Origin of the sequence: Bacillus cereus group sp. BceL062, assembly GCF_051780025.1 — a bacterium.
Taxonomy (GTDB): Bacteria; Bacillota; Bacilli; order Bacillales; family Bacillaceae_G; genus Bacillus_A; species Bacillus_A toyonensis.
This window is the reverse complement of record NZ_JBPWGY010000012.1, coordinates 44,907-58,090: the sequence shown is the minus strand read 5'-3', so window position 1 is coordinate 58,090 and position 13,184 is coordinate 44,907. Positions and strand designations below refer to the sequence as shown.

Here is a 13,184-nt window from a genome sequence, read left to right as displayed (position 1 = left end):
CAGTTCATGAAGAAATGGTTACTTATACTCGTTGCATGTATTATGGTCATTACTGCTGGTTGTTCAATGGAACCACCAGAATGGGCAAAGGATTCTAGCGATAAAGGTCGAAATAAAACTATTAAAGTTGGATTCTCTGTTTCAACTTTAAACAATCCATTTTTCGTGACTTTGAAAAAAGGTGCAGAAAAGAAAGCGAAAGATAGTGGCATTGAATTGATTGCTGTTGATGCACAAAACGATGCAGCAAAGCAAACGAACGATGTTGAAGATTTAATTCAAAAAGGTGTGGACGTAGTTGTTATTAATCCAACCGATTCAGATGCTGTTGCTTCAGCAGTAAGTGCGGCAAATGCAGCGAATGTTCCTGTTATTACAGTAGACCGCGTTGCGAATTCAGGTAAAGTTGTTTCGCACATTGCTTCTAACAATATCGAAGGTGGTCAAATGGCTAGTGATTACATTCGTGAATTAGTTGGCGGGGGAGCGAACGTTGCTGAGTTAGAAGGAATCCCTGGATCCTCTGCTGCTCGTGAGCGTGGGAAAGGATTCCATAACGTAGCTGATAAGTCTTTAAAAGTAGTAGCAAAACAAGCAGCTGATTTCGATCGTGCGAAAGGTTTATCTGTTATGGAAAATATTTTGCAAGCGAATAGCGATATTAAAGCGGTATTTGCTCATAACGATGAAATGGCATTAGGGGCACTTGAGGCATTAAAATCTGCTGGGAAAACGGATGTAGTAGTTGTTGGATTTGATGCAACAGACGATGCTGTGAAAGCGGTTAACGATGGGCGTATGGCTGCAACAGTCGCTCAAAAACCGGAATTAATCGGAGAGAAGGCGATGCAAACAGCAAAAGAAATAACACAAGGTAAAAAAGTGGACAAATCTATTCCGATTGAATTAGAGCTTATTAAAAAAAATAAATAAATATAAAATGAAAATTAGGAAGGAAGAATAACAAATGAAATTCTTTATTGATACAGCAAACATTAACGAAATTAAAGAGGCAAATGCATTAGGCGTAGTAGCTGGAGTAACGACAAACCCATCACTTGTAGCAAAAGAAGGCGTAGATTTCCATGAGCGTATTCGTGAAATTTGCAGCTTTATAGAAGGACCTGTAAGTGCAGAAGTAATTAGCTTAGAAGCTGATAAAATGATTGAAGAAGGAAAAGAATTAGCGAAGATTGCTCCAAACGTTGTTGTAAAAGTACCGATGACAACGGAAGGTTTAAAAGCAGTAAAAGCATTTTCAGATTTAGGAATTCGTACAAACGTTACATTAGTATTCTCAGCAGTTCAAGCATTACTTGCAGCTCGCGCTGGTGCGACATACGTTTCACCATTCTTAGGTCGCCTAGATGATATCGGTCATAACGGTATGGACTTAATTCGCCAAATCGCAGAAATCTTTGCAATTCACGGCATTGAAACAGAAATCATTGCAGCATCTGTACGTCACAGCGTTCACGTAACTGACGCAGCACTAAATGGTGCACATATTGCAACAATCCCAGCAAACGTAATTGCTTCATTAGTGAAGCACCCATTAACAGATCAAGGGATTGAGAAATTCCTAGCTGATTGGGAAAAAACACAAGAGAAATAATATGAAATCGAGAATCCTAGTTTAATTGACTAGGGTTCTTTTTTTATTTGAAGGAATTTTCATGCAATTTTGCATATTGTCTTTTAAATTTTTAATATAAGCTATTTAATATATACAAATCACTCTTTATTTTTTATATTTTGATATAAAGTAACACTTTAATCAGTGATGGGGGTTGTTCATCCCCCACCGGATTATTAGCCCTCGCCAATTGGGCTTTTACGGGCAGTTATCTCCCAATTAACTTCCTCGGGTTCGCTGAATTTTGAGGTGGGAGTCTTACTGCCTAGCAAATAGTGGGATAAAAAGATAGAGGGTCTGACCAGAAAACTGGAGGGCATGATTCTATAACAGAAAGCTTAACGTTTATAGAATTATGCCTTTTTATATAGGGAGGGCAGAAAGCCGGGATTTCGATTTAAACGCACTTATTTATCTGAATTTTAAGTTTTATAAAAGGAGAGACAGAGGATGAAAAGAAAAGCTCCATTTAAAGTACTATCAACGTTAGCAATTGCGGCAGTTATCGGATGTACATCTGTAATGAGTGCTCCGTTAGCATACGCAGAAACGCCAGCGAAAGAAAAAGATAATGTGTCTACAACACCAATTGATTACAATTTAATTCAAGAAGATCGTTTAGCGGAAGCGCTGAAAGAAAGAGGAACAATTAATCCAGCATCTTCTAAAGAAGAGACGAAAAAAGCTGTCGAGCAGTATATTGAAAAGAAGCAAGGAGATCAAGCGAATAAAGAAATTCTTCCAGAGGATACGGCAAAAGAAGCATCTGATTTCGTGAAAAAGGTAAAAGAGAAAAAGATGGAAGAAAAGGAGAACGTAAAGAAGGCTGAAAAAAATGTTAGCCCTGAGCAAAAGCCGGAACCAAATAAAAAGCAATTGAATGGACAAGTTCCAACTTCCAAGGCAAAGCAAGCTCCATATAAGGGATCTGTTCGATCTGATAAAGTATTAGTGCTACTCGTTGAATTTAGTGATTATAAACATAATAATATTGATCAAACACCAGGTTATATGTATTCGAAAGACTTTAGTAGAGAACATTATCAAAAGATGTTGTTTGGTAATGAGCCTTATACATTATTTGATGGTTCGAAAGTAAAAACATTTAAACAATATTATGAAGAGCAGTCTGGCGGTAGCTATACGACAGACGGATATGTAACGGAGTGGCTAACTGTTCCAGGAAAAGCATCTGATTATGGAGCTGATGGTAGTAGTGGTCACGATAATAAAGGTCCAAAAGGTGCACGTGATTTAGTGAAGGAAGCTTTACATGCAGCTGCTGAGAAAGGGTTAGACTTATCTCAGTTTGATCAATTCGATAGATATGATACAAATGGCGATGGGAATCAAAATGAACCTGATGGTGTAATTGATCATTTAATGGTAATTCATTCTGGTGTTGGTCAAGAAGCTGGTGGCGGTAAATTAGGTGATGATGCAATTTGGTCACATCGTTCAAAATTAGCTACAGATCCAGTAGCGATTGAAGGGACAAAATCAAAGGTAGATTACTTTGGTGGAAAAGTAGCAGCGCATGACTACACAATTGAACCAGAAGATGGCGCTGTAGGTGTGTTTGCACATGAATTTGGACATGACCTTGGTTTACCGGATGAATATGATACGAAATATACTGGAGCTGGATCACCTGTTGAAGCTTGGTCATTAATGAGTGGAGGCAGTTGGACAGGAAAAATTGCAGGAACAGAGCCGACTAGTTTTTCACCACAAAATAAAGACTTCTTACAAAAGAATATGGGTGGCAACTGGGCAAAAATTTTAGAAGTAGATTACGATAAAATTAAGCGTGGTGTAGGAATTCCTACATATATTGATCAAAGTGTTACGAAATCAAATCGTCCAGGTGTTGTACGTGTTAATTTGCCAGGCAAGAGTGTTGAAACGATTAAACCTGAGTTTGGAAAGCATGCATATTATAGTACAAGAGGAGATGATATGCACACAACACTAGAGACACCATTCTTTGATTTAACAAAAGGAACACATGCGAAATTCGATTATAAAGCAAATTATGAGTTAGAAGCAGAGTGCGATTTTGTTGAAGTACATGCAGTAACAGAAGATGGAACAAAAACATTAATTGATAGACTTGGAGAAAAAGTAGTACAAGGAGATAAAGATACAACAGATGGGAAATGGATTGATAAATCATACGATTTAAGTCAATTTAAAGGGAAGAAAGTGAAACTACAATTCGACTACATTACAGATCCAGCTGTAACATATAAAGGTTTCGCGATGGATAATGTAAGTGTAACTGTTGACGGACAAGGTGTATTCTCTGATGATGCAGAAGGACAGTCAAAAATGCAGTTAAATGGATTCGTTGTTTCTGATGGGACAGAGAAGAAAGCTCATTATTATTATTTAGAGTGGAGAAACTACGCTGGATCAGATAATGGATTAAAAGCAGGAAGAGGTCCGGTATACAATACAGGTCTTGTCGTTTGGTATGCAGATGATAGTTTCAAAGATAACTGGGTTGGGGTGCATCCAGGTGAAGGCTTCCTTGGGGTTGTAGACTCTCATCCAGAAGCGTTTGTTGGTAATTTGAACGGGAAATCAGCGTACGGTAATACAGGCATGCAAATTGCAGACGCTGCATTTTCATTTGATCCAACACCAGCATGGAGTGTAAATTCATTAACACGTGGACAGTTTAATTATGCTGGATTACAAGGTGTTACAACATTTGATGATTCAAAAGTATACAGTAACAAGCAAATTGCTGATGCAGGACGAAAAGTGCCAAATCTTGGTCTTAAATTCCAAGTTGTTGGACAAGCAGAGGATAAGTCTGCAGGTGCGGTTTGGATTAAGCGTTAATAAAATAAAAGCACATTCTTCATATGAAGAATGTGCTTTTTAATTTGTACAGTAAGTTATTATTTTAGTTTATGTAATACAAGTGTCTGTTCATATGTAGTGTATCAAATTATATGGGGAAAGGAAATATTTCCGAGGAAATTGTCGAAGTATCGTCGGTATTTATTCAGTTTCTTTTTTTTAGGGAGAAAGTAGTATTGCTTTTATACATAAGTTTATTTACAGTATTACTTGGTTATAAGCAAAAGTAATGTATATTAGGCGAAAAAAGAGCTCTATTCGATAGAGCTTTTTTTTGTGAGTAGAAAGGAGAAGTTATAAATGAAAGAAACAATTGTATGCCCACAGTGTGAAGGAAATATTACTGCGCAACATATTATCGACATCCCACATCTTTTTTCATTAAGGTGTCCACATTGTAAGGTGAAGCTGAAAGAAATAAGGATAACGCCATGTTTAATATTAGCGGCAATTTGTATAATCCCACTGTTTATTATGATTGGTGAGAGCATTAAAGAATTGCTAGGAAAATATTTTTCTATTATAGACAATGTACCAACCGTACTTATTTTCTTCTTATTTTGTTATCCGTTGTATTATTTCTATGAAAAATATAATGCTAGCTTATTTATTAAGTATGGTTTATTGAAAGTGAAAAATTGAACAGGAGCTTATCATTATGTTGTGGAAAATTTATTTAGTAATTGTAGCGATATTAGCTATTGCTTCATTAATAAGAGGGATGTTTCAAACACCAATTCAAAAGTTTGATTTTGTAGTATCCATTATTACGTGGATAGGGCTATTTGATTTTGTCTTCGATGTAGAAATATTGACCTCAATCGTTTGGAAATGCATCTTCGTGTTTAGCATTATTTGGACTTTGAGTGCCGTTTTTGTTTTACGTTTATATGAAGAGAAGGATGAACCGCTACCTTTTATATTCAAATTAATTGGTGTGATTCCAACTTTGCCGTTATATTATGGGTTATATCAATATGCATTTTAAAAAAAGACAATGATGGAATTAACCCATCATTGTCTTTTTTACTTTGCTTCTTACGTAAATCATACCGGCAAATGTTAATAAGAATGCAGTTCCGATAACGAAGCTGACACTAGGTGATGCCCCGATTGCTCCAACTGTAAAGGAACCAGCAACAACTCCTAATGAGAAGAATGCATAAAATAATCCGAAGGCTTTCCCGCGATTATCATCTGTCGTATTTTCAACAAGTAATGCATTTATCGATGGGAAAAGGATAGCGAATCCAATGCCGTAAATCATCATAACGATAAAGAGCATGCCTTTTGTTGCGAATAATCCAAGTAAAGATAACGCTAATGCCATTACTGCAATACCAATCAGCATTAGTTTTGAACGATTAAATCGATCGTAAATACGATTTGTTGGAAGTAAGAAGAAGAGGATAGCGGTAATTCCGAATACACTTAGCATCATACCTGTTGTAGATGCTTTAAGTACTAACGCCTCAACTTTTACTGGTAACATATATGTGACAATTCCTTGTGAAAACATTAGAGTGAAAGCACCAATATATGCCTGTAATAACGGTTCTGATTTCAATAGTTCAAACATATCTTCTTTGTTCATCATTTGTGTTCTTGATGTATCTTTTCTTGACACGTTATTTGGTAAGAAGAATAGAGATACGATTGTACCAAGAACCATTAAAATAGAAATAGTAATGAAAACCCATTCTATTCCAGCTGTCGCTTTCATAATGCCACTGAAAGCAGGACCTACGATAGCCGCTGTTCCAACAGCAGCACCAGATAGAGCCATTGCCTTACCTTGCTTTGCTGAATTTGTTTGTTTTGATAAAAATGTAAAGGCAGCAGGAATTAAAAATCCGTCACTAAAACCGTGCATAAAGCGCACAACTAATAGTTGTTCACCACTTTGAACAACGGTATATAACAAGACTATGAAACTCGTAAATCCCATGCTTATATAAAGTATTTTTTTTGCACCAAATTTATCGACAGCAACTCCAGCAATAATATTACCAATCATATTAGCAAATGAATACATACCGACAACTAGCCCAATAATAAGAGGAGTTCCTCCAAGGCTTTGAGCGAACGTACTCATAATAGGTAATTGTGAAAATGTATCTAAAAAAGCTACGATAACAATAAAGTAAATAAAATATTTCAAGCGATATTCACCTCTCCTATGCTATTATGGCATACTGCTAATTTCAACTGCAATGAAATTGAATTAACAGATGTGGAAAAAAGTACAAAGTGACAAAATATTGAACGTTATTTGTTAAAATTTAGTGGAAATGAGATTGTTTTTTTGAAATATATGGATAGAAGTATTATAATAGATTTGTAAACTTCACCAGGTTAAGTATATACATAGAGAGGGATGTTTAAAATGAAAGCATTACTTTGGCATAATCAACGTGATGTAAGAGTAGAAGAAGTACCAGAACCAACTGTACGACCAGGAGCAGTAAAAATTAAAGTTAAATGGTGTGGTATTTGCGGGACAGACTTGCATGAATATTTAGCAGGGCCAATTTTTATTCCGACAGAAGAGCACCCATTAACACATGTAAAAGCACCGGTTATTTTAGGTCATGAATTTAGTGGTGAGGTAGTTGAAATTGGTGAAGGTGTTACATCTCATAAAGTGGGAGACCGCGTTGTTGTAGAACCAATTTATTCTTGTGGTAAATGTGAAGCTTGTAAACATGGACATTACAATGTTTGTGAACAGCTTGTTTTCCACGGTCTTGGTGGAGACGGCGGTGGCTTCTCTGAATATACAGTAGTACCAGAAGATATGGTTCATCATATTCCAGATGAAATGACGTATGAACAAGGTGCACTTGTAGAACCAGCAGCAGTAGCAGTTCATGCAGTACGTCAAAGTAAATTAAAAGAAGGGGAAGCTGTAGCAGTATTTGGTTGTGGTCCAATTGGACTTCTTGTTATCCAAGCAGCTAAAGCAGCAGGAGCAACTCCTGTTATCGCAGTTGAACTTTCTAAAGAACGTCAAGAGTTAGCAAAATTAGCAGGTGCGGATTACGTATTAAATCCAGCAACTCAAGATGTATTAGCAGAAATTCGTAACTTAACAAACGGTTTAGGTGTAAATGTTAGCTTCGAAGTAACAGGTGTTGAAGTTGTACTACGTCAAGCAATTGAAAGTACAAGTTTCGAAGGACAAACGGTAATTGTTAGCGTATGGGAAAAAGATGCAACAATTACTCCGAACAACCTTGTATTAAAAGAAAAAGAAGTTATCGGTATTCTTGGATACCGTCACATCTTCCCATCTGTTATTAAATTAATTAGCTCTGGTCAAATTCAAGCAGAGAAATTAATTACGAAAAAAATTACAGTGGATCAAGTTGTTGAAGAAGGATTTGAAGCACTTGTAAAAGATAAAACACAAGTGAAAATTCTTGTTTCACCCAAATAATAAAGAATTGAAAAAAGTAGTCCTTTTCTAGAAATAGAAGAGGGCTACTTTTTTTCTATACGGAAAGGTGATAGACTTTCCTTTGACTAAATGTACTTTTGGTTGGGAGGGAAAGTTGAATGCTTTCATTTTTTTTAACATTGAAACGTATGCTAAGAGCCTGTTTGCGAGCGTGGAAGGATAAAGAATTTCAAGTTTTATTCGTATTAACAATTTTGACTTTAATATCGGGTACAATCTTTTATAGCACAGTGGAGGGATTACGTATCCTTGATGCTTTATATTTTAGTGTTGTGACACTGACAACTGTAGGCGATAAAGACTTTAGTCCCCAAACTGATTTTGGGAAGATATTTACGATACTATACATATTTATCGGGATTGGATTAGTGTTTGGATTTATTCATAAGTTGGCGGTTAATGTGCAACTACCAAGTATATTATCGAATAGAAGAAAAGAGTAAAGCATGTAATTGCTTTACTCTTTTTTTACATTAGTTTAGACAAGTATTTGCAGTAGCTTAACAATACTTTATTACAATGTAAGTGCATTCATTCATTATATTCACTATGTATAAAGTTATAATGATATGAACATTTGCATATTTTAATTTAGTGATAGAAATTTTATGAAAGGTGGGATATTCTAATCATAGGTTAACCAGACGACATCATAGGATCCTAGCAAAATGTTTACAATAATTCAATTATAAAATGGAGGATTTCAGATGAAAAAGAAAGTTCTTGCTTTAGCAGCAGCTATTACGTTAGTAGCACCGTTACAAAGTGTTGCGTTTGCTCATGAAAACGATGGAGGACAGAGAGTAGGCGTTATTCCGCGCTGGTCTGCTGAAGATAAACATAAAGAAGGCGTAAACTCTCATTTATGGATTGTAAACCGTGCAATGGATATTATGTCTCGTAATACAACACTTGTAAAACAAGATCGAGTTGCACTATTAAATGAATGGCGTACGGAGTTAGAGAACGGCATTTATGCTGCTGACTATGAAAATCCTTATTATGATAATAGCACATTTGCTTCACACTTCTATGACCCTGATAACGGGAAAACGTATATTCCATATGCAAAACAGGCGAAGGAAACTGGAGCTAAATATTTTAAATTAGCTGGTGAGTCATACAAAAATAAAGATATGAAACAAGCATTCTTCTATTTAGGATTATCTCTTCATTATTTAGGAGATGTAAACCAACCGATGCATGCGGCAAACTTTACAAATCTTTCGTATCCACAAGGGTTCCATTCTAAATATGAAAACTTTGTAGATACGATAAAAGATAATTATAAAGTAACGGATGGAAATGGATATTGGAATTGGAAAGGTACAAATCCAGAAGATTGGATTCATGGAGCGGCAGTAGTTGCGAAAGAGGATTACGCTGGCATTGTAAATGATAATACGAAAGATTGGTTCGTGAGAGCAGCTGTATCGCAAGAATATGCAGATAAATGGCGCGCTGAAGTTACACCAATGACAGGTAAGCGTTTAATGGATGCACAACGTGTTACTGCTGGATACATCCAACTTTGGTTTGATACGTACGAAAATCGTTAAGTATTTGAAAAAGGTCAAATCTCAGAATAGAGTATTTGGCCTTTTTATCACTATACACATGGAGGTATGAAACGTGAAAAGTAAATTGTTAAAAGGTGTACTTAGCTTTGGGATTGGTTTAGGAGCTTTATATAGCGGATCTTCAGCTCAAGCAGAAACGCCTACAAATCAAAATAATACGTTAAAAGTGATGACGCATAACGTGTACATGCTATCAACAAACTTATATCCGAATTGGGGACAAAGTGAGCGTGCTGATTTAATTGGAGCGGCAGATTATATAAAGAATCAGGACGTTGTTATATTAAATGAAGTGTTTGATAATAGCGCCTCAGATCGTTTGTTAGGAAATTTGAAGAGAGAATATCCAAATCAAACGGCGGTATTAGGTCGTAGTAGTGGAAATGAATGGGATAAAACATTAGGGAACTATTCATCTTCGACTCCTGAAGATGGGGGCGTTGCGATTGTGAGTAAATGGCCAATCGTTGAAAAAATTCAATATGTATTCGAAAAAGGCTGTGGACCAGATAATTTATCAAATAAAGGATTTGTATACACGAAAATTAAGAAAAATGATAGTTTTGTTCATGTAATTGGGACGCATTTACAAGCTGAAGATAGTATGTGTGGAAAAACTTCACCTGCATCTGTACGTACAAAACAGCTACAAGAAATGCAAGATTTTATTAAAAATAAAAATATACCAAATAACGAGTATGTGTTAATTGGCGGAGATATGAACGTAAATAAAATAAACGCTGAGAATAATAGTGATTCAGAGTATGCATCTATGTTTAAAACATTACACGCTTCTATTCCATCTTATACTGGACATACAGCGACTTGGGATGCGACGACAAACAGTATTTCGAAATACAATTTCCCCGATAGCCCTGCCGAGTATTTAGATTATATTATTGCAAGTAAAGATCATGCGAACCCATCGCATATAGAAAATAAAGTGTTACAGCCGAAATCTCCACAATGGACTGTTACATCATGGTTTAAAAAATATACGTATAATGATTACTCTGATCATTATCCAGTAGAGGCTACTATTTCTATGAAGTAGTCAAAAAAGTTTCTTCGTAAAGAAGAAACTTTTTTTATTTGCAAACAGGAAAATCACTCTTTTTTTCCAATATGTATAAGACATATATAGAAGAGGAGCGAAAAATGTGGATCGAGGAATTTTTAAAGAAGTTCCATTACCGTGTGCATTTTTAGATGAAGTGGCTTTAGAGAGGAACATTCAATCGATTATAGAGCTAAGTGGCGATAAAAAGATTCGGATAGCGAGTAAATCATTACGATCCGTTCCAATTATGAAACGGATTTTAGCTGCAAACAACCGATTTCAAGGTATTATGTGTTTTTCACCTAGAGAGGCTTTGTTTTTAATTGAACAAGGATTTAATGATTTATTATTAGGATATCCAGCTTATGATGACAGGGCTTTATATGAAATTAGTTTGCTAACAAAGAAAGGGCTTATTATTACTTGTATGGTGGATTGTGAAGACCATATTGTTTATTTAGAAAAAATTGCAGAGAAGTCTAAAGGGTGTTTTCGTGTCTGTTTGGATATTGATATGAGTAGCCGTTTTTTACAATTTCATTTTGGTGTAAAAAGATCCCCGGTAAAAGATGTGCGGAGCGCTTTGGAAATAGTAGAAAAAGTGAAGGGCTCATCATCTTTAATACTAGATGGTGTAATGGGATATGAAGCTCAAATTGCTGGGGTTGGAGATCATATACCGAATCAATGGATAAAAAGTAAAGTAATTTCTTATTTAAAGAAGAAATCAGTGTTAGAAGTTAAAGAAAGAAGAGGACGTATCGTAAAAGAAATACAAAACCTTGGTATTGAACTTAGGTTTGTAAATGGGGGGGGAACAGGAAGTATAAAAACAACTGAGCAAGATAACTCAGTTTCAGAGATTACAATAGGTTCTGCTTTTTATGCCCCTAGACTGTTTGACTACTATAAAGAAGTACAATTTCATCCAGCTATCGGATTTGCTTTACCAGTTGTACGTAAACCAGCTCCGTTTATCTATACTTGCCTAGGTGGTGGATATATTGCTTCAGGCGCAGTTGGTAAAGATAAAGAGCCTGAGGTTTGGAGACCAGATGGTGCAAAACTATTAGCTTTAGAAGGTGCTGGTGAGGTACAAACTCCCGTTCATTATAACGGTGAGGAGCGAGTGAATATAGGAGATTCTATATTGTTTCGTCATAGTAAAGCTGGGGAATTATGTGAGCGTTTTCCAATTTTGTATCGTGTGAAACAAGGGAAGATTATTGGGGAGTATTCAACATATCGGGGGGATGGCCAATGCTTTCTATAGAGGGGAAAAAATGGAGAAATTGGACAGGGAATGTAGAAGGAACGCCGCATTATACGATGTATCCAGAAACTATACAAGATGTAATAGAAGTTGTAGAGCTTGCACGAAAAAAGGGGAAGAAAATTCGTGTTGTCGGTTCAGGGCATTCGTTTACGCCTCTCGTGCAAACAGAAGAAATTTTAGTTTCTTTAGATGAATTAAAGGGTATTACGAATATTGATGAAGAGAAGATGGTTGCCGAAGTATGGGCAGGAACAAAGTTACATGATTTAGGGAAGTTGCTTGAAGAAAAAGGTTATGCACAAGAGAATTTAGGCGATATTGATTCACAATCTATTGCGGGAGCGATTAGTACGGGAACTCATGGGACAGGTGTTAACTTTGGGAGTTTATCAACACAAGTTATAGAGATTACGACAGTTTTATCAACAGGTGAGAGTATAGTTTGTTCAGAAACCGAGAACGTCGAATATTGGAAAGCATTTCAGTTATCGCTTGGAATGCTAGGTATCATCGTAAAGATAAAATTAAAGGTTATCCTATCATATTCGCTCGTTTATAAAAGCGAAAAACAGTCACTATCTACTGTAATGAACAAGTTAGAAGAATATAAGAAGAATCGTCATTTTGAATTTTTCGTTTTTCCTTATTCAAATGAAGTACAAGTGAAGTTTACAAATGAAACAACGAGTAAAGGAAATGATTTGAAATGGCATAAACTAAAGGTGGAGTTACTTGAAAATAGGATGTTCTCTTTGTTATCTAAAGGGTGTAAATGGTTTCCTTCCATAAGTAAAGGAGTAAGTCGATTATCAGCTAAGGCTGTACCAAACACAAAAATAATCGGCCCAAGCTATGAAGTGTTCGCTACATCACGTACGGTTCCATTTTATGAAATGGAGTATAGTGTCCCTTCAAAGCATATGAGAGCTGTTGTAGAAGAAATTTCAAGTCTCATTGAAAAGAAAAAGTATAAGGTGCACTTCCCGATTGAATGTCGCTACGTGAAAGGTGATGATATATGGCTTAGTCCAGCGTATGGAAGAGACTCGGCATACATTGCTGTTCATATGTATAAAGGTATGAAGTATGCTGCTTATTTTGGTGAAGTGGAGAAAATTTTTCTGAAATATGAAGGTCGTCCACATTGGGGAAAAATGCATACGTTAACATACGAAAAGTTACAAAACATATATCCAGAATTGCATTCGTTTCTAAAAATGAGGAAGTCACTAGATGAAACAGGAATGTTTTTAAACCCTTATACAGAAAAGTTATTTACGATTATGAAAAAAAGCTGACAA

Annotated in this window: 12 protein-coding genes; 11 read left to right on the top strand and 1 reads right to left on the bottom strand. The window is 35.9% G+C overall.

Features of this window, described 5'->3' with window-relative positions; genetic code table 11:
* Nucleotides 1-6: 6 nt before the first annotated feature.
* The 5 genes from rbsB to ACS2MN_RS24045 all read left to right on the top strand — a co-directional run bounded on the left by rbsB (nucleotide 7) and on the right by ACS2MN_RS24045 (nucleotide 5,495).
* Nucleotides 7-933, top strand: a complete 927-nt coding sequence (rbsB, locus tag ACS2MN_RS24065) for a ribose ABC transporter substrate-binding protein RbsB (protein ID WP_000758982.1) — start codon at nucleotides 7-9, stop codon at nucleotides 931-933.
* A gap of 34 nt (nucleotides 934-967) precedes the next feature.
* Nucleotides 968-1,615, top strand: a complete 648-nt coding sequence (gene fsa, locus ACS2MN_RS24060; protein WP_000667666.1) for a fructose-6-phosphate aldolase — start codon at nucleotides 968-970, stop codon at nucleotides 1,613-1,615.
* 471 nt (nucleotides 1,616-2,086) lie between these two features.
* Nucleotides 2,087-4,486: a M6 family metalloprotease immune inhibitor InhA2 gene (inhA2, locus tag ACS2MN_RS24055; protein WP_438894780.1), complete on the top strand. Its 2,400-nt coding sequence runs from the start codon at nucleotides 2,087-2,089 to the stop codon at nucleotides 4,484-4,486.
* A 321-nt stretch (nucleotides 4,487-4,807) separates the two neighbouring features.
* A complete protein-coding gene (locus ACS2MN_RS24050) occupies nucleotides 4,808-5,149 on the top strand; it encodes a hypothetical protein (RefSeq protein WP_000665293.1) in 342 nt (113 codons plus the stop codon).
* Between the two features lie 16 nt (nucleotides 5,150-5,165).
* A complete protein-coding gene (locus ACS2MN_RS24045) occupies nucleotides 5,166-5,495 on the top strand; it encodes a hypothetical protein (RefSeq protein ID WP_346994854.1) in 330 nt (109 codons plus the stop codon).
* Between the two features lie 18 nt (nucleotides 5,496-5,513).
* Here the strand turns inward: ACS2MN_RS24045 and ACS2MN_RS24040 are convergent, their stop codons facing one another.
* Nucleotides 5,514-6,668, bottom strand: a complete 1,155-nt coding sequence (locus ACS2MN_RS24040; RefSeq protein ID WP_000873279.1) for an MFS transporter — start codon at nucleotides 6,666-6,668, stop codon at nucleotides 5,514-5,516.
* Between the two features lie 225 nt (nucleotides 6,669-6,893).
* Between ACS2MN_RS24040 and bdhA the strand changes: the two genes are divergently transcribed.
* The 6 genes from bdhA to ACS2MN_RS24010 all read left to right on the top strand — a co-directional run bounded on the left by bdhA (nucleotide 6,894) and on the right by ACS2MN_RS24010 (nucleotide 13,181).
* Nucleotides 6,894-7,946 carry a (R,R)-butanediol dehydrogenase gene (bdhA, locus tag ACS2MN_RS24035; RefSeq protein WP_000645833.1) on the top strand — a complete coding sequence of 351 codons (1,053 nt, stop codon included), beginning with the start codon at nucleotides 6,894-6,896 and terminating at the stop codon, nucleotides 7,944-7,946.
* A gap of 119 nt (nucleotides 7,947-8,065) precedes the next feature.
* Complete coding sequence (locus tag ACS2MN_RS24030; RefSeq protein ID WP_000947914.1) at nucleotides 8,066-8,410, top strand: potassium channel family protein; 345 nt, start codon at nucleotides 8,066-8,068, stop codon at nucleotides 8,408-8,410.
* Nucleotides 8,411-8,674: 264 nt separating this feature from the next.
* The gene (gene cerA, locus ACS2MN_RS24025) at nucleotides 8,675-9,526 is read left to right on the top strand and encodes a phospholipase CerA (protein WP_000731000.1); all 852 of its coding nucleotides are present in this window, start codon (nucleotides 8,675-8,677) and stop codon (nucleotides 9,524-9,526) included.
* A gap of 73 nt (nucleotides 9,527-9,599) precedes the next feature.
* A complete protein-coding gene (gene sph, locus ACS2MN_RS24020) occupies nucleotides 9,600-10,601 on the top strand; it encodes a sphingomyelinase C (protein WP_000837524.1) in 1,002 nt (333 codons plus the stop codon).
* A gap of 106 nt (nucleotides 10,602-10,707) precedes the next feature.
* Nucleotides 10,708-11,880 (top strand): amino acid deaminase/aldolase, encoded by a 1,173-nt coding sequence (locus tag ACS2MN_RS24015; protein ID WP_000373785.1) that lies wholly within the window; start codon nucleotides 10,708-10,710, stop codon nucleotides 11,878-11,880.
* Nucleotides 11,868-13,181: a D-arabinono-1,4-lactone oxidase gene (locus ACS2MN_RS24010; protein WP_000948666.1), complete on the top strand. Its 1,314-nt coding sequence runs from the start codon at nucleotides 11,868-11,870 to the stop codon at nucleotides 13,179-13,181. Before ACS2MN_RS24015 ends, ACS2MN_RS24010 begins: the two co-directional genes overlap by 13 nt.
* Nucleotides 13,182-13,184 lie beyond the last annotated feature (3 nt).

What these genes read in the sequence shown, in the direction of transcription:
- rbsB (WP_000758982.1), top strand. Translation starts at nt 7, where the DNA reads ATGAAGAAATGGTTACTTATACTCGTTGCATGTATTATGGTCATTACT.
- fsa (WP_000667666.1), top strand. Translation starts at nt 968, where the DNA reads ATGAAATTCTTTATTGATACAGCAAACATTAACGAAATTAAAGAGGCA.
- inhA2 (WP_438894780.1), top strand. Translation starts at nt 2,087, where the DNA reads ATGAAAAGAAAAGCTCCATTTAAAGTACTATCAACGTTAGCAATTGCG.
- ACS2MN_RS24050 (WP_000665293.1), top strand. Translation starts at nt 4,808, where the DNA reads ATGAAAGAAACAATTGTATGCCCACAGTGTGAAGGAAATATTACTGCG.
- ACS2MN_RS24045 (WP_346994854.1), top strand. Translation starts at nt 5,166, where the DNA reads ATGTTGTGGAAAATTTATTTAGTAATTGTAGCGATATTAGCTATTGCT.
- bdhA (WP_000645833.1), top strand. Translation starts at nt 6,894, where the DNA reads ATGAAAGCATTACTTTGGCATAATCAACGTGATGTAAGAGTAGAAGAA.
- ACS2MN_RS24030 (WP_000947914.1), top strand. Translation starts at nt 8,066, where the DNA reads ATGCTTTCATTTTTTTTAACATTGAAACGTATGCTAAGAGCCTGTTTG.
- cerA (WP_000731000.1), top strand. Translation starts at nt 8,675, where the DNA reads ATGAAAAAGAAAGTTCTTGCTTTAGCAGCAGCTATTACGTTAGTAGCA.
- ACS2MN_RS24010 (WP_000948666.1), top strand. Translation starts at nt 11,868, where the DNA reads ATGCTTTCTATAGAGGGGAAAAAATGGAGAAATTGGACAGGGAATGTA.